The 24,776-nt window shown below is 46.1% G+C and carries 26 protein-coding genes; 22 read left to right on the forward strand and 4 right to left on the reverse strand.

All coding sequences use genetic code 11. The features are described 5' to 3' along the window. Positions 1–331 precede the first annotated feature (331 nt). From PAE54_RS10610 to hisC, 7 genes are all read left to right on the forward strand, one after another. On the forward strand, positions 332–1,783 hold the full coding sequence (locus tag PAE54_RS10610) for an RNA polymerase factor sigma-54 (protein ID WP_326519415.1): 1,452 nt from the start codon (positions 332–334) through the stop codon (positions 1,781–1,783). Positions 1,784–1,957: 174 nt separating this feature from the next. Then, a complete protein-coding gene (gene hpf / locus PAE54_RS10615; RefSeq protein ID WP_273778548.1) occupies positions 1,958–2,290 on the forward strand; it encodes a ribosome hibernation-promoting factor, HPF/YfiA family in 333 nt (110 codons plus the stop codon). A gap of 147 nt (positions 2,291–2,437) precedes the next feature. Further along, positions 2,438–2,689 carry a BolA family iron metabolism protein IbaG gene (gene ibaG, locus PAE54_RS10620; protein ID WP_273778549.1) on the forward strand — a complete coding sequence of 84 codons (252 nt, stop codon included), beginning with the start codon at positions 2,438–2,440 and terminating at the stop codon, positions 2,687–2,689. 7 nt (positions 2,690–2,696) lie between these two features. Continuing rightward, complete coding sequence (murA, locus tag PAE54_RS10625) at positions 2,697–3,956, forward strand: UDP-N-acetylglucosamine 1-carboxyvinyltransferase (protein ID WP_273778550.1); 1,260 nt, start codon at positions 2,697–2,699, stop codon at positions 3,954–3,956. Continuing rightward, complete coding sequence (gene hisG, locus PAE54_RS10630) at positions 3,953–4,648, forward strand: ATP phosphoribosyltransferase (protein ID WP_326519416.1); 696 nt, start codon at positions 3,953–3,955, stop codon at positions 4,646–4,648. Before murA ends, hisG begins: the two co-directional genes overlap by 4 nt. Positions 4,649–4,848: 200 nt before the next feature. Beyond that, positions 4,849–6,138 carry a histidinol dehydrogenase gene (gene hisD, locus PAE54_RS10635; protein ID WP_326519417.1) on the forward strand — a complete coding sequence of 430 codons (1,290 nt, stop codon included), beginning with the start codon at positions 4,849–4,851 and terminating at the stop codon, positions 6,136–6,138. 68 nt (positions 6,139–6,206) lie between these two features. Beyond that, a complete protein-coding gene (hisC, locus tag PAE54_RS10640) occupies positions 6,207–7,298 on the forward strand; it encodes a histidinol-phosphate transaminase (protein ID WP_326519418.1) in 1,092 nt (363 codons plus the stop codon). Between the two features lie 6 nt (positions 7,299–7,304). Here the strand turns inward: hisC and pabB are convergent, their stop codons facing one another. Beyond that, positions 7,305–8,642 carry an aminodeoxychorismate synthase component I gene (pabB, locus tag PAE54_RS10645; RefSeq protein ID WP_326519433.1) on the reverse strand — a complete coding sequence of 446 codons (1,338 nt, stop codon included), beginning with the start codon at positions 8,640–8,642 and terminating at the stop codon, positions 7,305–7,307. Between the two features lie 167 nt (positions 8,643–8,809). Next, positions 8,810–9,358 carry an NUDIX hydrolase gene (locus PAE54_RS10650; RefSeq protein ID WP_326519419.1) on the reverse strand — a complete coding sequence of 183 codons (549 nt, stop codon included), beginning with the start codon at positions 9,356–9,358 and terminating at the stop codon, positions 8,810–8,812. A gap of 124 nt (positions 9,359–9,482) precedes the next feature. Here PAE54_RS10650 and PAE54_RS10655 point away from each other — a divergent pair, with 124 nt between their 5' ends. From PAE54_RS10655 to PAE54_RS10720, 14 genes are all read left to right on the forward strand, one after another. Further along, positions 9,483–10,082, forward strand: a complete 600-nt coding sequence (locus PAE54_RS10655) for an NUDIX hydrolase (protein ID WP_326519420.1) — start codon at positions 9,483–9,485, stop codon at positions 10,080–10,082. A 12-nt stretch (positions 10,083–10,094) separates the two neighbouring features. Continuing rightward, entirely contained in the window at positions 10,095–10,628 is a 534-nt protein-coding gene (locus PAE54_RS10660; protein WP_326519421.1) for a gamma carbonic anhydrase family protein, read from the forward strand. Positions 10,629–10,767: 139 nt separating this feature from the next. Then, positions 10,768–11,433 carry a tRNA (adenosine(37)-N6)-threonylcarbamoyltransferase complex dimerization subunit type 1 TsaB gene (gene tsaB / locus PAE54_RS10665; RefSeq protein WP_326519422.1) on the forward strand — a complete coding sequence of 222 codons (666 nt, stop codon included), beginning with the start codon at positions 10,768–10,770 and terminating at the stop codon, positions 11,431–11,433. 13 nt (positions 11,434–11,446) lie between these two features. After that, positions 11,447–12,268: an undecaprenyl-diphosphate phosphatase gene (locus PAE54_RS10670; RefSeq protein ID WP_273778558.1), complete on the forward strand. Its 822-nt coding sequence runs from the start codon at positions 11,447–11,449 to the stop codon at positions 12,266–12,268. Next, on the forward strand, positions 12,262–13,080 hold the full coding sequence (locus tag PAE54_RS10675; RefSeq protein ID WP_326519434.1) for a class I SAM-dependent methyltransferase: 819 nt from the start codon (positions 12,262–12,264) through the stop codon (positions 13,078–13,080). The genes PAE54_RS10670 and PAE54_RS10675 overlap by 7 nt, the downstream gene beginning before the upstream one ends. 124 nt (positions 13,081–13,204) lie before the next feature. Continuing rightward, positions 13,205–14,608, forward strand: a complete 1,404-nt coding sequence (locus tag PAE54_RS10680) for a C13 family peptidase (protein ID WP_326519423.1) — start codon at positions 13,205–13,207, stop codon at positions 14,606–14,608. A gap of 20 nt (positions 14,609–14,628) precedes the next feature. Continuing rightward, positions 14,629–15,465, forward strand: a complete 837-nt coding sequence (fghA, locus tag PAE54_RS10685; RefSeq protein ID WP_326519424.1) for an S-formylglutathione hydrolase — start codon at positions 14,629–14,631, stop codon at positions 15,463–15,465. Positions 15,466–15,898: 433 nt separating this feature from the next. Beyond that, complete coding sequence (gene rpe, locus PAE54_RS10690) at positions 15,899–16,585, forward strand: ribulose-phosphate 3-epimerase (RefSeq protein ID WP_273778562.1); 687 nt, start codon at positions 15,899–15,901, stop codon at positions 16,583–16,585. Between the two features lie 457 nt (positions 16,586–17,042). Beyond that, positions 17,043–17,408 (forward strand): hypothetical protein, encoded by a 366-nt coding sequence (locus PAE54_RS10695; protein WP_326519425.1) that lies wholly within the window; start codon positions 17,043–17,045, stop codon positions 17,406–17,408. Positions 17,409–17,452: 44 nt separating this feature from the next. Further along, entirely contained in the window at positions 17,453–19,408 is a 1,956-nt protein-coding gene (locus tag PAE54_RS10700; RefSeq protein ID WP_326519426.1) for a copper resistance system multicopper oxidase, read from the forward strand. Next, positions 19,395–20,327, forward strand: a complete 933-nt coding sequence (locus PAE54_RS10705; RefSeq protein ID WP_326519427.1) for a copper resistance protein B — start codon at positions 19,395–19,397, stop codon at positions 20,325–20,327. The genes PAE54_RS10700 and PAE54_RS10705 overlap by 14 nt, the downstream gene beginning before the upstream one ends. A gap of 229 nt (positions 20,328–20,556) precedes the next feature. After that, positions 20,557–20,874 (forward strand): quaternary ammonium compound efflux SMR transporter SugE, encoded by a 318-nt coding sequence (gene sugE, locus PAE54_RS10710; protein WP_326519428.1) that lies wholly within the window; start codon positions 20,557–20,559, stop codon positions 20,872–20,874. 17 nt (positions 20,875–20,891) lie between these two features. Further along, entirely contained in the window at positions 20,892–21,398 is a 507-nt protein-coding gene (locus PAE54_RS10715) for a methylated-DNA--[protein]-cysteine S-methyltransferase (RefSeq protein WP_326519429.1), read from the forward strand. Positions 21,399–21,603: 205 nt separating this feature from the next. Continuing rightward, positions 21,604–22,263: a nuclease-related domain-containing protein gene (locus PAE54_RS10720; RefSeq protein ID WP_326519430.1), complete on the forward strand. Its 660-nt coding sequence runs from the start codon at positions 21,604–21,606 to the stop codon at positions 22,261–22,263. 75 nt (positions 22,264–22,338) lie between these two features. Here PAE54_RS10720 and PAE54_RS10725 read toward each other — a convergent pair whose 3' ends face one another. Then, positions 22,339–23,106, reverse strand: a complete 768-nt coding sequence (locus PAE54_RS10725) for a hydroxymethylpyrimidine/phosphomethylpyrimidine kinase (RefSeq protein ID WP_326519431.1) — start codon at positions 23,104–23,106, stop codon at positions 22,339–22,341. Positions 23,107–23,205: 99 nt separating this feature from the next. Between PAE54_RS10725 and PAE54_RS10730 the strand changes: the two genes are divergently transcribed. After that, on the forward strand, positions 23,206–23,862 hold the full coding sequence (locus PAE54_RS10730; RefSeq protein WP_326519432.1) for an HAD-IA family hydrolase: 657 nt from the start codon (positions 23,206–23,208) through the stop codon (positions 23,860–23,862). A 21-nt stretch (positions 23,863–23,883) separates the two neighbouring features. Here PAE54_RS10730 and PAE54_RS10735 read toward each other — a convergent pair whose 3' ends face one another. Further along, positions 23,884–24,627 (reverse strand): sporulation protein, encoded by a 744-nt coding sequence (locus tag PAE54_RS10735; RefSeq protein WP_326519435.1) that lies wholly within the window; start codon positions 24,625–24,627, stop codon positions 23,884–23,886. Between the last annotated feature and the right edge of the window lie 149 nt (positions 24,628–24,776).

Consider the following 24,776-nt stretch of genomic DNA (forward strand, 5'->3'; position numbering starts at 1 on the left):
CAGCTCATTATTCTAAAAACCCCCGCCATGATTGTATGGTGGGGGTTTTTTCTTTGCCGGGTGAAAAGCTGAATTAGAATATTTTGAGTTGCTAAAATAAAAATAAATACATAATAAATAAAGGGTTTTTAGACCAGGAAAGTACTTTGATTCTACGGTAGATTCGCAAAAAAAGCTTAGAATTTAAAGCGCTATTTCTTTTTAAGACTTATAGTAAAAATCTATTGTCAGTTCTTTCCTTTATATGATATTTAATATTTTTACAAATTCTGCATAATCGGCATAGAATTTGCTTTATAAAACATGAATTAAATGAAGGAACAGAACGAGTATGAAGCTTTCGGTGGGACTTAAAGTTGCAAATACGTTGTCATTGACGCCTCAATTGCAACAGGCCATTCGATTGCTACAGTTGTCGAGTTTGGAACTAGAACAAGAAATTCAAATTCAATTAGACAGTAATCCGTTGCTGGAAAAAGTTGAAGAAATTAATAGTACTGAAATTCTGCCGAATACAGAGCAAGAACTTGAAACTCATGACCTTACTCAAGAGTTGAATGCTGATCATCTTCCTGATGATCTGCCCGTGGATACGGATTGGGATGATGTTTATACCCATCAACCCACAGCTTTGGCAATGCCCGAGTATGAAGAACGTGAAGATAATCGTCACGGTCATGTGGGATTAAAAGAACATCTACTTGAACAAATTAACTTATTACATCTTTCTCAGGTCGATCAGCTAGTTGCATATTGTTTAATCGATGCTCTAGATGATAAAGGCTTTTTAGATGCTGAAATTGCTGAAATTACGGCTTCCGTGCAGCATTTATTAGCTGATGCGGGCTATGAAGATGAGGTGGAAGACTCAGAAGTTCTGGTGGTTTTAAAGCATATCCAGCATCTTGATCCGGTGGGGATTGGATCACGCAATTTGGCAGAGTGTTTGAAAATCCAGTTGGAGCAATCAGTGATTCAAAGTCAGTTGCGTGATAATGCACTGATGCTATTAAATTATTATGAGTTATTGGTTGCGAATGATCTGAATAAGCTTCTGAAACAGAGTGGCTTATCAATGTCACAAGTCAAAGAGGCTATTGAGCTTTTAAAAACACTGAAACCCTATCCGGGAATGGAATTTAATGTCCAGGAGTCGGATTACCAGATTCCGGATGTTGTAGTCGCCAAAAAAAATGACAAATGGCAAGTTCAGCTCAACCCAGATGTTGTGCCTAAACTGCGGGTAAATAGTTTTTATGCCAATATGATCCGTCGAGCTGATCAGAGTGATGAAAACCAGTATTTACGCAATCATTTGCTGGAAGCTAAGAATTTTATTAAAAGCATTGATGAGCGACATAAGACCCTATTAAAGGTTGCGACCTGTATTGTTGAACATCAGAAAGCATTTCTTGAATTGGGACCGGAAGCGATGAAACCTCTGGTGCTGCGTGATGTAGCTGAGGAGGTTGAATTACATGAGTCTACCGTCTCACGTGTGACCACCAATAAATATATGCTGACACCACGTGGTCTATTTGAATTGAAATATTTCTTTTCCAGTCATGTTGGTACCACATCGGGAGGGGAAGCTTCTTCAACTGCCATTCGTGCGATGATTAAAAAACTGATTGCCAATGAAAATCCACGTAAGCCTTTGTCGGATAATGTGATTGCCAATTTGCTGAAAGAAGAAGGCATTGATGTGGCACGAAGAACGGTTGCGAAATATCGTGAGTCGTTACATATTCCATCGTCTTCTGAAAGAAAAGTATTGATCTGAAATTTTAAGTGTGATTATTTTATAGACTCATTATGACCAAGTAATGAAAATTTTATTTACATGGGGAGTCGCAAAAATGATGAAATGAATGTCATACAGAAGACTAGGTTCTGACTTCGGATCATTTTTGCGCTGACCCAATATCCTTAATAATGAGAAGGTGAGGATAGAATTATGCAAATAGTCATTCGTGGACATCATTTAACTATCACTCCAGCAATCGAAGATAATATTCGTTGTAAATTTGCCCAAATGACTAAGCACCTGGATCAAGTCAACAGTATGCAGGTGAAATTAACGAAAGATCATCAGATCAATCAGCGAACGCGTAAAGGCAGTGCCAATCATATCGCTGAAGCGATCGTGCGCTTGCCGGGGATTGAACTGTTTGCTCAGGCCAATGCGGATGATATGTATACATCAATAAAAAAATTGACCGAAAAGCTGAAAAGACAGCTGCACAAACACCGTAAGATGCAGTGTGACCACCAGATTTTGGCAGTATAAAGATCCCGTTCAACGTGTCTGAGTGAAAAAGAGGTTGCAATGACCTCTTTTTTTATACATAAAACTTGTGCAGTTAATGATTTATTTTTTTTAGATATAGTAAAATAACCGGTTTTTACACCGTTGGTCCTATAAGAGGTCTTTGCAATGAATAGTGAACAGCTCACTCAAATTTTACAAGCTGCTTTTCCTGAAGCTGAAGTTGCTGTGAGTGGACAAGCGGGAAAGTTTGATCTTCGAATTGTAGATGATTTGTTTGAAGGAAAACGTCCTGTCGCACGTCAACAAGCTGTTTATGCACCATTAAATTCCTATATCGCCAGTGGCGAGGTGCATGCTGTGACCATCCGTGCAATGACCAAAGAAGAATGGCGTAAAGCAAGTCTTTTCGGAGCTTAATATTTCAATGGATAAATTTTTAATTAAGGGTGGTGTTAAGCTCGATGGAGAAGTGCGGATTTCCGGTGCGAAAAACGCAGCACTGCCTTTATTGGCCGCGACCATCCTTGCAGATTCGCCGATTACCCTGACCAATGTACCCAATTTAAAAGACGTTAATACCTTAGTAAAATTGATTGCCGGTTTGGGCGTGAAAATCAGTTATGAAGGGGATACGGTTAAAGCCGATACATCGACTTTAGATAACCAGTTTGCACCTTATGAGTTAGTCAAAACCATGCGTGCCTCAATCTTGGTCTTAGGTCCACTGGTTGCCCGTTATGGTTCGGCGAAAGTATCGTTACCGGGTGGTTGTGCAATTGGTTCACGACCAGTCGATCAACACTTAAAGGCACTTGAAGCATTAGGTGCACAAATTGAAGTCGAAAATGGTTATGTGAATGCCAAAGTCGATGGCCGCTTAAAAGGTGGTGAAGTCGTTTTTGATATGGTCACAGTGGGCGGGACAGAAAATATCCTGATGGCTGCTGCATTGGCCGAGGGTGTCACGACGATCCGTAATGCTGCCCGTGAACCTGAAATTACTGATCTGGCCAAGCTACTGATCAAGATGGGTGCAAAAATTGAAGGTTTAGATACCGATACCCTCGTGGTGACCGGTGTTGAATCTTTACATGGCTGTGAATATGCCGTTGTCGCAGACCGTATTGAAACCGGTTCCTATCTGGCTGCAGCTGCGATCACGGGTGGTCGTGTCAAAACTACGCATACCGATCCTGCTTTATTAGAATCCGTGCTCGATAAATTCGAAGAAATGGGCGCAGAAGTGACCCGTGGTGAGGATTGGATCGAGCTGGATATGCAGGGCAAGCGCCCGAAAGCCGTGAGTTTCCGCACGCTGCCGCATCCAGATTTCCCAACGGATATGCAAGCCCAGTTGATGGCAGTCAATGCTATTGGTCGTGGCTTTGCAACAATTTCAGAAACCATTTTTGAAAACCGCTTTATGCACGTACCTGAACTCTCTCGTATGGGGGCTAATATTCAGGTTGATGGCAATGACGCTGTTGTCACTGGGGTGGAGCGGTTGTCTGCTGCACCAGTGATGGCCACGGACTTACGTGCTTCTTTTTCACTGGTCTTGGCTGCATTGGCTGCTGAGGGTGAGACCCTGATTGACCGGATTTACCACATTGACCGCGGTTATGAAGATGTGGAAGCAAAATTACAAGGCCTCGGTGCCCAAATTGAGCGAGTACATGCATGAGTGACATGAGAAACGATGATCCCAACTTTGATGTGATGGGTAACTTTGATCATGGTTTAACTTTGGCTTTAAGTAAGGGACGTATCTTAAAAGAAACGTTACCTTTACTTGAAACCGCGGGCATTAATCTGCTGGAAGATCCGGATAAATCGCGCAAGCTGATTTTCCCAACGACGCATAAGCAGGTGCGTATCCTGATTTTACGTGCGTCGGATGTGCCGACCTATGTAGAAAATGGTGCAGCAGATCTAGGCGTAGCCGGGAAAGATGTACTGATGGAACACGGTGCACAAAACGTCTATGAACCACTGGATCTTAAAATTGCCAACTGCCGTTTAATGACCGCCGGAAAAGTTGGCATGCAACGTCCAAAAGGCCGTTTAAAAATTGCCACAAAATATGTCAATTTGACCCGTCAGTATTATGCTAGCCTTGGTGAACAGGTGGACGTGATCAAGCTGTATGGTTCGATGGAACTGGCACCACTGGTCGGTTTGGGTGACTATATTGTTGATGTGGTGGATACAGGAAATACCTTGCGTGCCAATGGTCTTGAACCATTGGAAGAAATCTGCAAAGTCTCTTCACGTCTGATTGTGAATAAGGCCAGTTTTAAGCGTAAGCAAGCCTTGTTGAATCCGATCATTGAGCAGTTAGAAAAAGCTGTGGCTGAGCGTCAGGCTCAAAAATAATGGGCTTTGATCTTGAAAAACCGCCGACTTCGGCGGTTTTTTTATGGCTATATGAATCATCTCATTCATCCCTCGATTTTTCCTATCTAGAAAAGTGTCATTTCCCATTAAAGTCATGCAATAGATGCTGCATAGAGGCCGACAAAATTGGCAAAACAAGGTAAACTTTGATTTTCTCATTTCACCTTGTAGGTAAATTGATGCGACGTTTATCGACTCAAGATCAAAACTTCCAACAGGTTTTTGCTGACTTGTTGGCTTTTGAGACAGTCAGTGATCCTGAATTGTTAAAAACTGTAGATCAAATCATTGCTGACGTGCGTCAGTACGGTGATGATCATGTGTTAAAACTGACACAGCAGTTTGATCGACATCCCGCGCATCAATTCTCTGAACTTGAATTGACCCAGGCACAACTGAAGGCGGCGTTTGAAGGCTTAGCTCCTGATGTGCATGAAGCCTTGCAATTGGCGGCTAACCGGATCCGTAGTTTCCACCAGGCACAAAAGCAGGATGGTTGGACCTATGTGGACGAGTTGGGCAATACCTTAGGCCAAAAAGTCACACCACTGGATCGTGTCGGAATTTATGTGCCGGGCGGTTTGGCCTCTTATCCATCCTCTGTGCTGATGAATGCGATTCCGGCACAGGTCGCAGGTGTGCAAGAAATTATTATGGTCGTGCCGGCACCGAATGGGGAACTGAATCCATTGGTTTTGGCTGCCGCTTATCTAGCCGGTGTACATCGCGTTTTTACCATTGGTGGCGCACAGGCTGTGGCTGCTTTGGCCTATGGCACACAAACCATTCCAGCTGTAGACAAAATTACCGGACCGGGCAACCGTTTTGTCGCGGCTGCAAAACGTGCGGTATTTGGTCAGGTGGGCATTGATATGATTGCCGGCCCCTCCGAAATTCTGGTGTATGCCGAAGGCGAGAATAATGCTGAATGGCTGGCGATGGATGTGTTGTCGCAAGCTGAGCATGATACTGTGGCGCAAGCGATTTTTATTACCCCGGATGAAGCTTTGCTGAACGCAGTGGAGCAAGCGATCGAGCAACACCTAAGCGAATTGCCAAAAGCGGAGATTGCACGAACTTCAATTGCCAATCGTGGTGCTCTGGTACTGGTCAAAGACCGTCAGGAAGCGATTGATCTGATCAATCAGGTAGCACCGGAGCACTTGGAACTGAGCCTGGATGAAGCACAGGAAATGGCGGAACAGATTCGCCATGCGGGCGCAATTTTCATGGGGCGTTTTACCCCGGAAGCAATTGGCGATTACTGTGCGGGACCAAACCACGTTCTGCCAACTTCCGGCACCGCACGTTTTTCCTCACCGCTTGGTGTCTATGATTTCCAGAAGCGTTCTAGTTTGATCTTCTGTTCTGAGCAGGGAGTAAAAACCTTGGCGAAAACGGCGGATGTTTTGGCGGTACAGGAAAATCTGGATGCCCATGCACGCTCAGCACGCTATCGCTATCAGTAAGCCTTGAAACTTATAAGATTGGGCTGAAATTTCAGCCCTTTTTTCAGACCAGATTTGAGATTTTAAAGATGACTATTACAGCAGAACAGATGCGTTTTTGGAGTCCAGCCGTACGTGAGTTGGAACCTTATGTCCCGGGTGAACAGCCAAAAATCCAGAATTTATTAAAACTTAATACCAATGAAAATCCCTATCCTCCTTCACCAAAAGTGGTGGAAGCGGTACAGCAGGTGTTGCTGAATCAGGCCGATGCTTTGCGTCTGTATCCTGATCCGGATGCAACCGCGTTAAAACAGGCGATTGCCCAGCAGCAGGGTGTGGATGTGACACAGGTGTTTGTGGGCAATGGTTCGGATGAAGTACTGGCGCATATTTTTAAAGCCTTTTTTGTGCAAGAGGCACCGTTGCTTTATCCAGACATTACTTACAGTTTTTATCCGGTGTATAGCCAGTTTTTTGGTATTCAGGCCGTCCAGTTACCGCTGAATGAACAGTTTGAAATCGTGCCGGAGGACTATAAGCGTCCAAACGGTGGCATTATCATCACTAATCCAAATGCGCCTACCAGTATCGCTTTGGGGCTGGATGCGATTGAAGAGATCCTGCAAGCCAATCCAGACTCGGTGGTGTTGATTGATGAAGCCTATGTGGATTTCGGTGCGGAATCGGCAGTCAGCTTGGTGAGCAAGTATGAAAACTTGGTGGTGTGTCAAACCACATCGAAATCACGTTCTCTGGCGGGTTTGCGTGTCGGCTTTGCCATTGCCCAACCGCATCTGATTGCTGCATTGGAAGCAGTGAAAAACAGCTTTAACTCTTACCCGATTGACCGTTTTGCCATTGCAGCAGCAGTCGCTTCGTTTGAAGATCAAGCCTATTTTGAGCAGCAGTGCCAGAAAGTGATCGCTAGCCGTGAAACGCTGGTTGCAGATCTTGAGCAATTAGGTTTTAACGTGTTGCCATCAAAAGCGAACTTCATTTTTGCCACGCATCCGCAACGTGATGCCGCTCAGTTGGCGAGTCAGCTACGCGAGCAGGGCATTATCGTACGTTATTTCAATAAGCCGCGTATTGATCAGTACCTGCGGATTACCATTGGTACGGATGAGCAAAATGCCCGTCTGGTCGATACCTTAAAAAATCAGATTCTGGTGAAATAACGCGGTTTAGCTTTTCTGCCAGCTGTTGAGCAAATTCAACATGGCAGAGACTTTGTCGAAACATTCCTGATATTCGGCATCACTGTCAGACGCGATGGTGATGCCACCTCCCGCCCATAATGAGATCTGATCCTGATATTTCTGGATGCTGCGGATCAGGATATTCCAGCGACCGGTTCCATCAAAATTAAAATAACCTATCGAGCCACAATAGGCACCGCGTGGTGCACCTTCGAGTTCCTCAATAATTTGCATGGCCCGGATTTTGGGTGCGCCAGTAATGGAGCCACCGGGTAGGGCTGAGAGCAGCATCTCGATGGGATTCACTTCGGGCTTCAGAATGGCGGTGACCTCACTCACCATATGATGCACCTGATTGAAGCTTTCAATTTCGAACAGGATTGGGGTTTTGACACTGCCATTTTCCGCATAGACGCTGAGGTCATTACGCAGTAAATCCACAATCATGACGTTTTCGGCCTGATCTTTTTGTGAAGCTGCAAGTTGCTGGCGTGATTGTTCATCCTGTTGAGGATCGGCATGGCGTGGCATGGTGCCCTTGATTGGGCGGGTACTCATCCGTCGCTTGGCCTGAAAATCAATAAACAGTTCCGGCGAGCAGCTGAGCAGTTCAAATCCGTCCAGCTTTAAATAGCCCGCGTATGGCGCATTGGTCAGTTGCCAGAATTGCTCTGCGGTGGCTAGAAGCTCACCTTGTGCGATACCGGTAAATTCCTGAGTCAGGTTGATCTGGTAACAGTCACCGGCGCGGATATAGTCTTGTACTTGGGTAAAGGCGCGTTGATAGTCTTGCCGTGACCAGCGTGCCTGACAGGGTTGGGTTAACTGAAAATCCGCTTCTGTCCTTAAGGGCTGTATGAGCAGATGATTAATCAGTTGCCACAGTTGTTCAGCTTGTACTTCATCACTGTAAAAATACCATTGACCCTGCTCCAGTTTTAGATAGGAATGATAACGGCCAAAATATAAAGCAGGCTGCTCTTTGCTTTGATTCTGGATCTGCTGTTGTGCTGCGAAGTCATAGCTCACGAAACCGATCATGCCCCCTTGGAAACCTGCATCGGCATGTTCCAGTGTAGGGTCAAATGCAATGAAATCGGTACAATCAATGGTTTGTTCTTGTGCCTGATAGCCCAGTTGCTCATCGCGTTGCATAAAATGGCTTTGGCCATTTTGAACCTGGAGATAAGCCTGAGGCAAGAAACCAATCACAGGATGTTGCTGATCTTGTAAAAATACCAGTCCGGTCAGGGAGTTCAGGTGCAACAAAAGTGATGCGATTTCAGTCTGTTGCAAATGCAGTGGTCTTTTTATCACGGTCAGATCAGGCATAACACGAACATATCAGAAGTGGAAAGGCAGTTTACTATACTCTGCCAAATGAGGCGAATCTCAGCGGTTTGCATAATCAATGGCTAACTCAATTTACACACTCAAAAACACACAAAAAAGCCACTTCGAGGAGTGGCTTTGGGGATCAGTCTATTTAACTAACCCGTATGATCTAAACGCGAACCCAGAGTTTCCAGATGTACCGGGAAATGCTGCTGCTGACGGTCAGCAAAATAATGGCGCAGGGTCTGCTCTACACTCGGGAAAGCCAGATCAGCCCATGGAATTTCTTCTTCGCTGAATAGACGGCTCTCGATGGTTTCCTCACCGGCCCCAAAGCTACCATCTTTCAATTGTGCCTTGAACAGCACATAAATTTGCCCGATACGGGGGATATTGTACATACAGTACAATTGTTCGATATCAATCTCGGCTTCGGCTTCTTCACGGGTTTCCCGGGCAGCGCCTTGCTCCATGGTTTCAAACAGTTCCATGTAGCCTGCGGGTAAGGTCCATAGGCCATAACGCGGTTCAATGGCGCGACGGCAGAGTAACACTTTGTTTTCCCAGACTGCGAGTGCACCACAGATGACTTTCGGATTTTCGTAATGAATATGCCCACATTGTGTACAAACACGGCGCACCTGATGGTCACCTAACGGAATCTGTTCTGTTGTTTGATGTCCACAAATTACGCAAAAGTTCATATTCATCATCAATCCGGAAGATGCCTCAGCATAACTGAAAATTTGGACTTTGACATCATTTGTGTACGTTGTATGAAAATTTCGGATATGATGAAAAACACAGCAGTTTCGCCCTGAGGAAGATATGCAGGATCAGCCTTTAACCCAGCGTTTGCAGCAGCGTTTACGTTTCTCCCAGCGTGTGCAGGAAGCACAGGCGGCCGTTCTGATCGCGATTACTGACGAAGCTGATCCTCGTGTTGTGTTGACCCGCCGTTCTGCCTATCTGAAAAACCATCCGGGTGAGGTTTCCTTTCCAGGAGGCAAGCGTGATCCTGAGGATACCAGCAATGCCGCTGTGGCACTGCGTGAAGCGCATGAAGAAATCGCACTGAATCCTTTTGATGTACAGCTGATTGGTGATCTGCCGATGCAGCGTGCACGCAATGGCATGCTGGTGAAACCGGTAGTTGGATTGATTCCACCCGAAGTGGAGTTAGTGCCACAACCAAGTGAAATTGACCGGATCTTTTTTGCCTCGCTGCAACATCTGATGCAGGCACCCACCATTCCTCATGCTGTGCAGTATGCTGAACAATTACTTTATTTTCCGAGTCTTAGAGTGGAAAATGAGATTGTCTGGGGATTGACTGCTAGGATGCTGATGAGCTTGTTCAAGTATGGACTGGACTATCAGAAAGAATGGCCATTTTTATTGAATTCCACCAATATCGAGGCAAGTTAACAGGATCACCACATGATGTATAAATTTCAGGGACATGCACCGAAAGCCTTGTGTCCACCTTTTGATGGTTGGATTGCCGATAATGCCACCGTGATTGGTCAGGTGGAGCTGGGGCGAAAGGTTAGTGTCTGGTTTGGTGCCGTGATTCGTGGGGATAATTGCCGTATCCGTTTGGGTGACTATACCAATGTGCAGGAAAACGCCGTGCTGCATACCGATGCGGGCATTGAAATGCAGATTGGCAATTATGTCACGATTGGACATCAAGCCATGCTGCATGGCTGTACCATCGGAGATAATTCGCTGATCGGAATTAATGCTGTGGTGTTGAACCATGCAGTGATTGGTAAAAATTGCATTATTGGCGCCAATGCCCTGATTCCGGAAGGCAAAGTCATTCCGGATAATTCTGTTGTGATGGGATCACCGGGTAAAATTGTCAAAACCTTAGATGAGCAGGGGGTAGCTAATCTGACCGCTAGTGCATTGCATTATGCCAGTCATTTTGAAAAATTTAAGCAGCTCGAAGCCTGCCAGCTTGAGTAATTTCTTTGATCTCTTCATTAAAAATGCCAAGTTGTTTTACTTGGCATTTTTGTATCTTGTGCCGGAAAATCTCGCGCAGTCGGCATGAGTAGAGTATGATATCTCGCGTTTTTAATTCACTTTTTAGTCAAGGTTGTGCATGAAATTGCTGGCGTTGGAAACTGCGAATGAGCAGTGTTCCGTTTCTATTGTAGATGACACGCAAACGCTCTTTTTTCAGTTGGATGAGCGCGCGAAAGCACAAACCCAAACCATTTTGCCCATGATTGAACAGGGCTTGCAGCAAGCGAATCTTGCTGCTGCAGATTTGACGGCAATCGCCTTTAGCCGCGGGCCTGGTTCCTTTAGTGGTGTGCGGATCAATGCTGCAGTGACACAGGCGCTGGCTTGGGCGCATGATCTGCCGGTAATCCCGGTCTCGACTTTACAGGCTTTGGCCCAGGCCGCTTATCGTCAGCATCAGTTGACCGAAGTCACCGCTGTACTTGATGCGCGTATGCAGGAAGTTTATATGGCCAGCTTCCGTCTGGATGCGCAGCACATTATGCAACCAGTTGATCAAGAACAATTACTGGATTACGCACAAGCACAACACAACGCTCACTTTACTCTGGTAGGCTCAGGTGCGGCACTGGTTCAAGCGCAAGCAACTACATATCAGACTCTCGCTGCCAGCGCCCAAGATATTGCAAGCATTGCCCATCAGCGGGCTCTGCAAGCAGACTGGGTCGGTGCAGAGCAGGCATTGCCGGTGTATTTGCGTGACAATGCTTGGAAAAAAATTCCAGAACAAGGCAAATCATAACTAGGACTTTACAATGGATATTTTACTGCTGCTCAAGGCAGCCATTATGGGATTGGTCGAGGGGATTACAGAGTTCCTGCCTATTTCTAGTACCGGTCACTTGATCCTCGCAGGTCAGCTCCTCGACTTCTGGACACCAGAAAAGCGCGATATGTTTGCTGTGGCTGTACAGATTGGTGCGATCGCCGCAGTAATTTATGAATATTGGGGCAAGTTATGGGGGGCATTGATTGGTGCATTTACAGGCCAGGAACAAGGCCGTCGTTTAAGTATCAACTTGATTATTGCCAGTATTCCAATTGTGGTGTTGGGTCTCACCGTCGGTGATACCATCAAGGCCTATTTGTTTAATGCCGTGACGGTTGCGATTGCCTTAATCGTCGGTGGTTTTATTATTTTGTGGGCAGAGCGCCGTGCACACCGTACCACCTGTCTGGAAGTGGATGATTTAACCTTTAAACAGGCGACCCTTATCGGCTTGATTCAGTGTTTGGCGCTGATTCCGGGAACATCACGTTCGGGCTCGACCATCATTGGTTCATTATTTTTGGGCGTGTCACGTAAAGCCGCTGCGGAGTTTTCTTTCTTCCTCGGTATTCCGGTGTTGATGGGTGCAGGCCTGCTGGACATGTACAAGATGCGTGATGACCTGCACAGCAATGATATGGCCGTGTTAGCGGTGGGTATTGTAGTGGCCTTTATCTCGGCTTTACTGGTGATCCGTGCGTTGATTCGTTATGTTTCCAAGCATGATTTTACGGCATTTGCTTACTATCGTATTGTTTTTGGTTTGTTTATCTTGATTACGTGGGGCACAGGTTGGGTGCATTGGTAACACACTTTCACTGTTGGTTTAGTCCGGAATATCAAGCGGAGTGTCAGGCCTTACAAGCACGTCTGGCAGCCTTGGGTGTTGAACTGAGTAGCCAGCCAGTTGAGACGATCAATGCACGGTTCTTACGTCAGCATCCAGAGCTGGCACTGGTGTTGGATCAGGATGGCTTAAGCCTGACGGCACAGGGCATGAAAATGCAGCCTGACTGGTGTGCCGAGATTCCTCGCCTAAAGCGTGCCAGTATTAAATCGGAAATGATTGCCCGGGCTTGCCAGTTAAGTGAACAGCCCAGTCTGATTGATGCCACGGCGGGTTTGGGACATGACAGTCTGCTGATGGCTCGCTTGGGTGCACAAGTTACGCTGGTTGAACGTCATCCGATCTTATTTGTGTTGTTGCAAGAGGCAAAACGCCAAGCTGCAGTAGATGCCTTTTTACAACCTATTGTTGAACGCATTGAGCTGGTCTTTGCCGATTCTGCTGGCTATTTAGTTGAGCAAGCGGTACAACAGCATTACGTTGATGTTGTGTATCTGGATCCGATGTTTCCACAGCGTGACCAAAACCAGAAAGCAGCTAAAAAACAGGCCCAAGTCAAAAAACAGATGCAGTTGCTACATTTATTGTTGCCTGAAGAGGGTGAAATGGATCTGGGCGATCATCTGCTTGATCTGGCGCGTCAGGTTGCGAAACGTGTGGTGGTCAAGCGTCCACGGTTGGCCGTTTTTCTGGCGGATACGCCGCCTGATCATCAATGGCAAGGCGATGCTTGCCGCTTTGATGCCTATTTCCAGAATGAAGTTAGACCTTGATCTGATAACTGCTTCATTATTGGGCAAAGATTTGTTATATAGTTAAAAACCGGCATTGCTAAATGCGCACGCAAGCATAAACTTAGTGTGTTGTTGATTCAGACACACTACATTCGAAGATTCTATGATCGACCTGAAACCCTCCATTAATTTTTGGCATGATTTTAAAAGTAACCAGACTGCCGGGATGTGGTTATTTCTCGGGTCGAGGCGTTCCTTGCAGATTGTTCGACCTTCGATTCTCCAGCTGATTTTCTGGGGAATTTTGGGTGGACTGGCCAACTCACTCTTCAGTTGGCTGATTGCCGGTGAAGGGGGGATTTTTAACTCGCAAGGCTTGGTCAGTTATGCGCTATGGCCTTTTCTGGCCTTGATTGTCGGAATTTTCCTGTCACAACGAACTAATAATCCACGTTTAATGCTGGTTCCAGCCTTGCTTTGGCTGGTCTTGGATACCCATATTGCCTTGCTGCAAAGTCTGATCCAGTATCTGGGTAATCTGGACTATTTACCGTATGTCCTGTATGACTTCATGCCAACGCTGTTTATGGTGCTGTTTGTCTGGCAAAGTCTAGCCGTGGTTTGGGTGTTCGCGCGTGAACTGCACTGGCCTTGGTGGGAGCGTGCGCTGATTATTGGGGCGACCTGGTTTACTTTGGTGGTCTGGCAGATGTCAGTCACCAGTCAACCGATCTGGAAAGTAGAAGAAATACCGCCTAGCTTTACTGAAGCGGCCTTGTATGCCCAGCCACAATTGTTAAATAAAGCCTTGGAACAAATTCAATTGGGTGAATTTGCCAAAACCCACTGGTATTTTGTGGGCGTGGCTGGTGCGAGTTATCAGGATGTTTTCAAGTCGGAAGTGCTGCGGATTAAAGAACAGTTTGATACCCGATTTGGCACTTTGGGACGTTCAATTGCGTTGGTGAACAATCCAGCAACAGAAACTGAATTGCCGATTGCTTCGCGTACGAGTCTGGAACTGGCATTGCAGCGCATTGGCCAGCAGATGAATCGAGAAAGTGACATTTTGTTTCTGTATATGACCTCACATGGTTTGAAGAATCAATTCGAAATTGAAAATGCACCGCTTGATTTAAAGCAGATCGATCCGAAATGGTTGCGTGAAGCCTTGGACCGTGCCGGGATTCGTTGGCGTGTCATTGTGATTTCTTCTTGTTTTTCCGGCAGTTTTATCCCGGCACTGCAGTCAGACAATACCTTGGTGATTACGGCCTCTGCTGCCGACAGGCAGTCTTTTGGCTGTAATAATGAAGCTGACTATACTTATTTCGGTCGTGCTTTCTTTGATCAGGCCATGCGTGAACAGAACAGTATGCAGGAGACTTTTCAGCAGGCCAAAGCGACAGTGCAGCAGTGGGAAAAAGCCCAAGGTTTTGATGCATCCCAGCCGCAATGGGTGATGGGTAAAAACATGGAATTAATGCTGCCACAATTTGAACAAGCCCTATTTCCACCAAGCCATTTAGCACAAGGCACAGCAGACGAACTAAAATCGGCACCATAATAACCATTGAGGGTCAGCACATGGAACTTCTACAAAAAAATTGCTGTTTTGAGGGTGAGCAACGGATTTATCAGTTCGCATCGAAATCCTTGCAGGGTTTAACCCGTGTGGGGATCTATTTGCCACCCCAAGCTTTAGCAGGTAAACATTGTGCGGCTCTGTTTTATCTGGCGGGTCTGACCTGTACCGAAGAAACTTTTGCCATCAAAGCACATGCCCAACGCCTCGCAGCGCAGCTTGGCCTGATTCTGATCACTCCAGATACCTCTCCGCGAGGAGACCAGGTTGCCCAGGGGGATCACTGGGATTTAGGGCAGGGTGCAGGATTTTACATCAATGCGACCCAACAGCCTTGGGCTGAGCATTATCAGATGGAAAGTTTTATTGCTGAAGAACTGTATGCGAGCATTTTACAATATTTCCCGGTACAGCCACAGCGAATCGGGATTTTTGGTCACTCCATGGGCGGGCACGGCGCATTGACGCTGGCTTTTAAATACCCAGAAAAGTTTAAGTCAGTTTCTGCATTTGCACCGATCTGTGCAGCTAGTGCCTGTGCATGGGGCGAGAAAGCTTTCAGCCATTATTTAGGCGAAGACCGTAAATGTTGGTCCCAACATGATGCGGTACAGTTGGTGTTGGACAAAGGAGCACTGTTTGAGGAAATTCTGGTGGACCAGGGGCTGGATGATCAGTTTTATCACCAGTTACAGCCTGAAGCATTACAACAAGCCTGCCATCAGGTGGGACAAAAGCTGATACTACGCCAACATGCGGGTTATGATCATGGTTATTACTTTATTCAAAGTTTTATCGATGATCACCTGCAGTTTCACGCTGCGCAGCTGATGCCATAAACTCAAAAGGGATCGAAAGATCCCTTTTTTATGTGCTTATATTGTACCGGGTGACCCGCGATACCCACCAACATGCTCAATCACGCTATTTTCTGGCAGTTATCCCATCCGCATCTCGTGATCTGTTGATACCGATTTTTAATATTCATTCTGTAGTTGCTAATCAGCTATCGCTTCAAACCTTTAAGCCGAGCCTTTAGCGTATTTTTTACTGAAAATTTATATCTCGTAATTTATTCAGTTTGCTCATACCTGCTGCATTCATTTTAATTTAGCCAGTTTATAGCTCACCTCTTGGGGTGCCTATGAGAGCCATTCCCGATTTTGATGAGTTTCAGAAGAGGATTGCTGCCGTATTGTCCGCGTATTTCCTGCGAGCCGCTTGAGTTTGTTATACTGCGGGCTAATTTGAGAATTTCGCCAGGTAAATGTTATGACCCAGCCTTATTTGATCGCCCCGTCGATTCTGTCTGCCGATTTTGCCCGTTTAGGTGAAGATGTTGAGCGAGTTCTGGCCGCAGGTGCGGATGTCGTGCACTTTGATGTGATGGATAACCATTACGTACCGAACCTGACTTTTGGTGCGGGTGTGTGTAAGGCACTGAAAAAATATGGCATCAAGGCACCGATTGATGTGCATTTGATGGTGTCTCCTGTTGATCGCATGATTGGTGATTTTCTGGAAGCGGGTGCCGATATTATTACCTTCCATCCGGAAGCTTCAGATCATATCGACCGTTCTTTACAGCTGATCAAATCAGGTGGTGCAAAGGCGGGCCTAGTGTTTAATCCAGCGACTCCATTGCATTATCTGGACTATGTCCTGGACAAAGTCGATCAAGTGCTATTAATGAGCGTCAACCCGGGTTTTGGGGGCCAAAGTTTTATTCCAACAACATTGCAAAAACTACGTCAGGCACGCCAGATCATTGATGCATCGGGTCGTGATATCCGTCTGGAAGTGGATGGCGGAGTTGGACCAGCGAATATCCGTGCAATTGCTGAAGCGGGAGCCGATATGTTTGTTGCAGGTTCAGCAATCTTTGGTAAACCGGACTATAAAGCCGTAATTGATGAGATGCGTGCTGAACTGGCTAAAGTGGGCAGTGTTTCGGTTTAGCAGGTTATCCCTATAGATGGGTATAAATTGTGGATAAGTCTGTAGATAACCGTATGGATAACTGTGTTGATAACGCTATGGATAAGCTGATGTTAAAATAATCAATCAGATATCAATTGTTTATTATATAGACGTAAAATGTATAAAAAGGATGCAAACAGCATCCTTTTTGTTTATCTCTTATCCTTAAAAAATAAAAATATTTTATTTGTTTTTGTCTGGAAGAGTTTTGTTTAAAAAATAGTTAAAAGCTTAATACCAAGTCGGCCAGTCGGTTTAATTTTTGTAGCGGTATCATGGATAGAAATTGTGGATAATTCAAAAGTTGTTTATCCTTGCAGGCAATAGCTCCTATTTCTTTCTGTCGTTCTGATCACTAGGAATTGCCCGTGCCATCTATCACAGTTCGACCACGCTGGTTACTGTACCTGATGATTTTTTCATTGGGTGGAGTCGCGTGTTTGCAGCGTCTGTTGAGATGCCGATGGATACCCAGAAGTTTCATATCAGTACAGAACAAAAAACAGTGACAGATTCGCACAGTCACATGAAGTGTCATCAGGCAATGACTCATGCTGAGCCTGCTGCATCTGTAAAATCAGTCGACTGTCATCAGCAGCAGGCAACCCAGCAGTCTGGCCATATACCTTGTGCTGATTGTTCATCTTTACACTGTCAAAGCCTTAATTCCAGTTTGCCGCATTATCTGCCTATGAGTGGTCCATTTTTGGATGCTCCTCAGGAAAGTCGTACTTATAGGCAGGATCCAGCCCAGCACTTGACGGGTTATTGGCAGGAAATTCTCCGTCCCCCGAGTGCTTAACCTGTTTTGTAAAACCTTATCTTTTTCAAAATAGAGTTGAAGCCATGTCCAAATTTATTTATGCCCCCTTGATTGTGGGAGTTTCACTTTGCCTGTCGCCTGAAGTCATGGCCGCGGTGAAAGAATATCATCTGGTGATTGACCAGCAGCAGGTTAATGTCGGTGGAAAATCACTGAAAAAAATCACCGTTAATGGCCAGTTTCCGGCCCCTCTATTAGAGTTTGAGGAAGGGGATGAAGCAGTTATTCACGTCGAAAACCGCCTGAAGCAGCAAGATTCCTCGGTGCATTGGCATGGGATATTACTGCCCGGTCTTATGGATGGTGTACCCGGATTTAACCAGTTTAAAGGGATTGCCCCACAAGGACATTTTGAGTATCGCTTCAAAGTTCGTCAGCAAGGCACCTACTGGTATCACGCGCATAGCAAAGGACAGGAACAGGATGGTTTATATGGTCCACTGGTGATCTATCCACGTGGTCATCAACCTCTTGCTGCCCATGAAACCACCCAACGCGATTATGTGGTGATGCTGTCGGATGATCATCGTTCCAGTGGTGATCAGATCATGCGGCAACTGAAAAAAGACCCGGAATACTATCAAAATCGTCGTGAAACCCTGTCGGATGTCTGGCGTCAGGTCAAGATGGAAGGACTGAAGGCAACTTGGCAACAGCGTTCTATGTGGAATCAGATGCGCATGTTGCGTACGGACCTGTCAGATGTGAGTGGCTATACCTTCCTGATCAATGGTAAAACGCCTGAGCAAAACTGGACGGGGCTGTTTAAACCAAACGAAAAACTGCGTTTGCGTTTTATTAATGCCTCAGCGATGTCGTTTTTCGATGTCCGGATTCCAAATCTGAAAATGACCGTGGTCAGTGCCGATGGACAGCCGGTTAAACCGGTATCAGTGGATGAGTTTCGTATAGGCACGGCTGAAACCTATGACGTGATTGTCGAGCCGCAAGCTGGACATTATCAGATTGAAGCAGAATCGATTGATCGTTCTGGTTTTGCGGTAGGCACTTTGCATAATGAGAATCTTCCATTAGCCAATGGGATTCATCCACCCCAACCGCGTCCGCGAGCCTTGTTGACCCTGCAGGATATGGGCATGGCACATGAAGGTCATGCTAATCATGATGAGTATGCCTCACCTTCACAGCCAAAAGCTGCAGCCGCCGCTACAACGGATGCTCATCAACATGCAGCCCAGTCAGATGCTGCACATGAGAAACCTCCTGCGGATGCGGGGATGTCAGATACTGCTCACATGAACATGCACCAACAGCATCATCCTGATGCATCAACGGTGATGCAACCGATGAACATGCCACCTGCCGCCATGCAGCATTCGATGCCCCATGAGATGCCGGTGCAGCAGATGCAACAGCATAAGATGCAAAAACATTCCGAGCATGCTCAACATTCTGCGGCAGAAACCTTAACAGCGTCGCAACCCAATGTGGAAGGCTGGGCCAATGCCTCAACACCAGCCGGACATAAGGCTTTGCAATATCAGGATCTAAAAGCCTTGCATCCACAAACTGATACACGTCCGGCAGAACGTGAACTGGAAATCCGTTTGGGCGGCAATATGGAACGTTATATTTGGACCATCAATGGCAAGAAATTCAATGAAGCCGAACCCTTACGAGTGGCATATGGGGAACGCATCCGTTTGAAATTTATTAATGACAGCATGATGGCGCATCCGATGCATTTACATGGCATGTTTATGCAGCTGGAAAATGGTCAACCGCTGCAAGACTTGCCAAATAAACATACGATCGTGGTTCCACCAGGCCAAACGGTCAGTGCCTTACTGACTGCAGATGAGCTGGGTGAATGGGCGATTCACTGTCATCTGCTGTATCACATGTCCGCCGGGATGATGAACAAGCTAATCGTGGCCAAGGTCAATGAACGCCAGATGAACGCAAATCCTATTGCTCCAGCGCCAGCCGTACAAGGAGACCAACATGCACATCATTAATTTAGCATCCAGCTGTACCTTGACGGCTTCAATGCTGCTGATCACTGGACCTACTTTGGCACAAACCATCGCTCATACGGCACATCATGGGACTGAAATGACTGTAGCGACCGGAATGAATATGACGGATCCGGTTGAAGAACAGCAACAGATGGAGCATCAACATGAGCAACAAGATCATGCTCGTGAGACAACCGCGATGCCAACCCAGCCACTGGCCATGCCTGTCAGTATGCCGTATGTGACTGAACATGAAGATCATCAACAACAGCATGGCGGGCAAATTTATCAACGGACGATTGCGGAAAGCCGCTGGCTGCGCAACGAAGATGGTCAGGGGCAGTTGAAGTCAGAACTTGATACTCGGATCGGGACGGATGAAAACAAGTTAGTGGTCAAAATTCATCAAGAGAAAGCTGATTCCGAATCATCGGAATATGATGCCAAACTCATGTATAGCCGGATGATTTCTACTTTTTGGGATGCTCAAGCTGGGGTGCGTTATCAACATCAGCCCCAGCATCACACGGATCAAGATCAATATGAGGCCGTGTTCGGTATTCATGGTTTGGCCCCTTATTTTTTTGAAACTGATGCCTATTTCACGGTGGGTAAAGATCAGCAGATTGCATTGAGTTTAGAAACCGAACGAGATTTGCTATTGACGCAAAAGCTGATTTTAAAACCTTATCTGGATCTGAATGTTGTGTTGAGTGATGATTCTAACTATGCGCAAAAAACCGGATTCAATTCCGTACAAGTTGGCCTTGAAACACGCTATGAAATTAATAAACAGTTGATGCCCTTTGTGGATGTCGGTTATGCCTACAGCAAAGGGCAGCAGTTCACACCATGGCAACAAGCCACCGATGCTGAAAAAAGCTGGTTTTATGGTGCAGGTCTGCGCTTTAAGTTTTAAGAGGCAGTAAACACTTTCCTTGTCTACAGAAAAGCGATTCGTAACAATGAATCGCTTTTCTGTTGTGCTAGGATAATCTTTAAATCAAGGCAACCGAGTATTGCTTTGGCTGCGATTTTTATCGGACAAAATATAGTGGAGGAACGACCTCCCTTGATGTCAGGCAATGTTTGTGACATCAAGACAATTCGTCAGGACGACCTGACTCAAACTGAATGAGGAGGGTGTGATGGCTTGGCTCATCTTGATTTTTGCCGGTATTTTTGAAGTGGTTTGGGCATATTCGATGAAACTTTCACAGGGTTTCACCCGACTCACTCCGAGTGTGATCACCGTCATTTTTATGCTGCTCAGTGTGGTGTTATTGGCCTATGCTATGCGGACCTTGCCGCTTGGCACGGCATATACCATTTGGACCGGAATAGGTGCGGTCGGTTCTTTTCTGGTCGGGATTTTTATTTTAGGGGAACCCGCCAGTGCGATGCGTATGCTGGCCGCCGTCCTGATTATTTCCGGTTTGGTACTGATGAAATTGTCTTCTACTTAGGGATTTAGGAGAAATAAATGCGATTGGCCTTGATGCAAATGAACTCTCCGGTCGGAACCCTGAAACTGATGGCCCATGATCAGGCGCTGGTGGCTGTGTTGTGGGAACATGAAAGTCCCAAACAGCTACGTCATGTTGAGTTGAGTTTGCAACCGGATCATCCAATTCTGTTGACTGCACAGCAACAGTTGCAGGAATATTTTGCTGGGCAACGCCGTGAATTTGATTTGCCACTTGCCTTTACCGGAACGCCTTTCCAGCAAAAGGTCTGGCAGGCGCTGCTAACGATTCCGTATGGAGAGACGCGGAGTTATCTGCAAATCGCACAACAGATCGGGCATCCACAAGCGATGCGTGCAGTCGGTGCGGCAAATGGCCAGAATCCCCTCTCGATTATTGCACCATGTCATCGGGTGATTGGTGCTAATGGTAAGCTGGTTGGCTTTGCAGGCGGTTTGGATAAAAAACACTATTTACTGCAACTTGAAACCAAGCCTAGCAATGCATCTGGTACGAAGCTCTAAGTCAGTTCTTACATGTCGGACGAAGATCAAGGAAATCTTGCGGGCTGATTGCAGAAGCATCGACGGTGTTGGGATAAGATGCAATATCAGTGTTTATTTTTGACCGAATAGATCATCGAATAAATTTAACTAATTGAAATTAAAATTGGATTTATAAAAATAAGATATTTATAGTAGAGCAATAAATTAAAATAATGAGGGTGTTATGTGGTTTTTTTACATACTGTTGATTTTGGGGATACTGTTTCTTTCCGCTTATCTGTCCTCTGCAAAATTTAAAGGGAAACTGGGCGAATTTGTGTTGAGCCAGCAAGCCAAGACCTATCTCGATCCGGATGTTTATCACTTGCTCGAAAACTGCACTTTGCCGGATGGGCAAGGTGCAACCACGCAAATTGATCATATCTTACTGAGTCCCTATGGCATTTTTGTTATTGAGTGCAAGAATTATCAGGGCTGGATTTTTGGGAGTGAACGTCAGAAAACCTGGACACAAAAATTTCATAAAAAAAGTTTCAAGTTCCAGAATCCTCTGCATCAGAATTATAAACATCTCAAAGTGCTGGAACAGCTTCTTGCGGATATTGTGGACGCAGAATATTTACACTCTCTGGTGGTATTTACACCGCAAAGCAGCTTTAAGACCCCGATGCCTGCGAATGTGGTGCAGGGTAAGGCCTGGCTGGATTATGTGCGCAGCTTCGGTCAGGAAGAGTTGGGGCCAATGAAGCTGAAACGGATCCGCTATCGCATCGAAAAAGAGGCCTTGGATCCCTCCTGGAAAACTGATCGGTTGCATGTGCAAAATCTAAAGCAGGTGAAAAGTGTCCAACCATCACCCACTGAATCCATTCACCAAATTTAAAAATCTAAGACAAGATCGATCTAGGATTCAAGATGACTTAGATCCAGTGGATAGCTTTGAATCTCTGAAGGGTGCTCAGAAGCGTTTTGGGATTTTTTGTCCGTTCATTACTGGTGTTTCGGCATTTTTCAGTACCCCAAACAGCCAGGTTTCAGCATGCTGTACTGCCTGTTTCAAGCCATCTCCCTGAGCCAACCGACCGGCAATAAAACTGGCCAGTGAGCAACCTGAGCCATGGTATTCACCTTCCAGTCGTGGGCAGCGTGTTTCAGAAACCAGTTCACTGGCGATATACAGCGCATTGCGAATATAGTCAGGTGTCTCTTCATGCCCTCCTTTGACCAGTACCGCCTTTGCGCCCATGGCAAATAGTTTTTCGGTAGCACGCGTGAGATCTTCTTCACCCGTCAAAGCCCGTAACTCGACGGTATTCGGGGTAATCAGGCTGGCGAGTGGAATCAGTTCAGCAAAGGCTTCGACCAGTGTGGCCTGATCGCCCAATGCTCCGCCACTGTTCGCAACCAGAACCGGGTCCAATACATATAAATAATCGGGATGCTGCTTTAAAAACTCCACCAATGCCGCAATATTCTCCGTGGTACCCAGCATGCCGGATTTGACACAACGGATCGGGAGATCCTGAACCACTGCATTCGCCTGAGCCAACAGCAGTTCACGTGAGGTGGCTTCAAAACCGAAGACCTGTTGCGAGTTCTGGATGGTCAGGGCAGTACAGGCAATCGCCGCATGGGCACCACTTTGCCCAATGGCTTCAATATCGGCTTGCAAGCCTGCTCCCCCTGAAGGGTCAAGACCGGAAAAACACAGTACGGTTGGGCGCATGGCATCATCCTGAAAGGCAAATTGGGTTAGTATAGGCAACTTTCTTGGCAGCGATAAGTGGCTTCGCAGCGCTGTATTGGATTTTGATTGGGTAGACTCGTGGAAAATCTCCGACATATTTTAATTGATCTTGATGGGACATTGACGGATCCCAAATTGGGTATCCATACTTCTATTCGCTATGCGATGGACAAGCTTGGGCGCCCGCTGGCACCTGAGCTAGATATCGACTGGACGATTGGTCCGCCGTTAAAAGCCTCCTTGATGAAGCTTCTGGATACAGAGGATCATGATTTGGGTGAGCAGGCATTGTTGGCCTATCGTGAGCGTTTTTCTGTGATCGGCCTGTTCGAAAATGAAGTTTACCCGACAGTGGCAGAAACTTTGGAAGCTTTAAAGCAGCGAGACTATCAACTGTTTGTGGCAACGGCCAAACCGACGGTATATGCCAAACGGATTTTGGAATATTTCAAGCTTGCGGAATTTTTTAACGAGATTTATGGCAGTGAGCTCACGGGTGAAAGAACCAATAAAGGCGAGTTGATCGAGTACATTGTGCAGCAGGAAGCTTTACAACCCGCACATTGCTTGATGATTGGTGATCGTGAGTACGATATTTTGGGTGCACGTAAAAATGGCATCGAGGCGATTGCGGTGGAATATGGTTATGGCTCACAGGCTGAGCTTGATCAGGCTCAGCCGAAAGCACGAATCCAACAGTTTGCCGAGTTATTGCAGCATATTGGTCAGGGCTAACCGACCAAGATGTAAAACTCTTTAACGTTGTAATAGACGTTGAATGTCCTCAATCAGACTTGGAATGTGAATGTGCTGATGAGGGATGGTCAGACTACGGTAATGGTCACCACGAAACTTACGGTCAATTTCTAGCAAGACATGCGTCTGTTCCGCCTGAGCGACAAAAGACACTTCGACTTCATTGATGCCGCTCAGGAACTGGGTGGGTTTAAATTCCAGTTCTTGGTAACAGCCCAGCGTGGAGTGGAAATGATGTCCACGGAGTTGACCTTTTTCCACATCTACACTGTGTAACTGAAAGCCACAGTGTTGCATCGCCTGTAAAAAGGCATTCATGGCTGGGGTGGGAGTCACTTTAATATAGTCACGGTCATTGGCATCCAGTCCCCAATCCACATCGAGATGGGTATGCAGCCATAGCCGAGTAGCATTATAGCGACAGGCAACTTCCGTGATCGGCGTTTCATAAGGCAGCTGAAGCTGAAATGGAAAACGCTGCACTTGATGCGCCTGTAATTCAAAAGCGCCGCTCACATGCCAGCGTGCCAGACACAGTGCATGGCTTGATTCATGGTCTCCCGCTTCCACTTCAGCAGTAGTCATCAAATTGAGATAAATGCCATTGATGTTTTTGTTGCTGCTAGCGCCCTGAAAATGGATTTCACCTTGTAGTGTTTGTCCGGCTTGCAGCACAGGTGTATGCAAAATCGTGTCTACTTTTACCCCTTGTAGACCTAGGCTAGAAATAAGCTTGTCGAATATTTGGTTTATTGATTGGCCTTAAAAACGAAACTGAAAACGGCTTATCTTGCCATAAAAAAAGCCCCATGATGGGGTAATGCCAGTCAGTTAAGAAATTGACTGGCATTTTCTTGGGTATTTCTGTGGTTTTAGCTTCACAACCCTCGGAC

The sequence above is a fragment of the Acinetobacter minutum genome (genome assembly GCF_035916735.1).
GTDB lineage: Bacteria > Pseudomonadota > Gammaproteobacteria > Pseudomonadales > Moraxellaceae > Acinetobacter.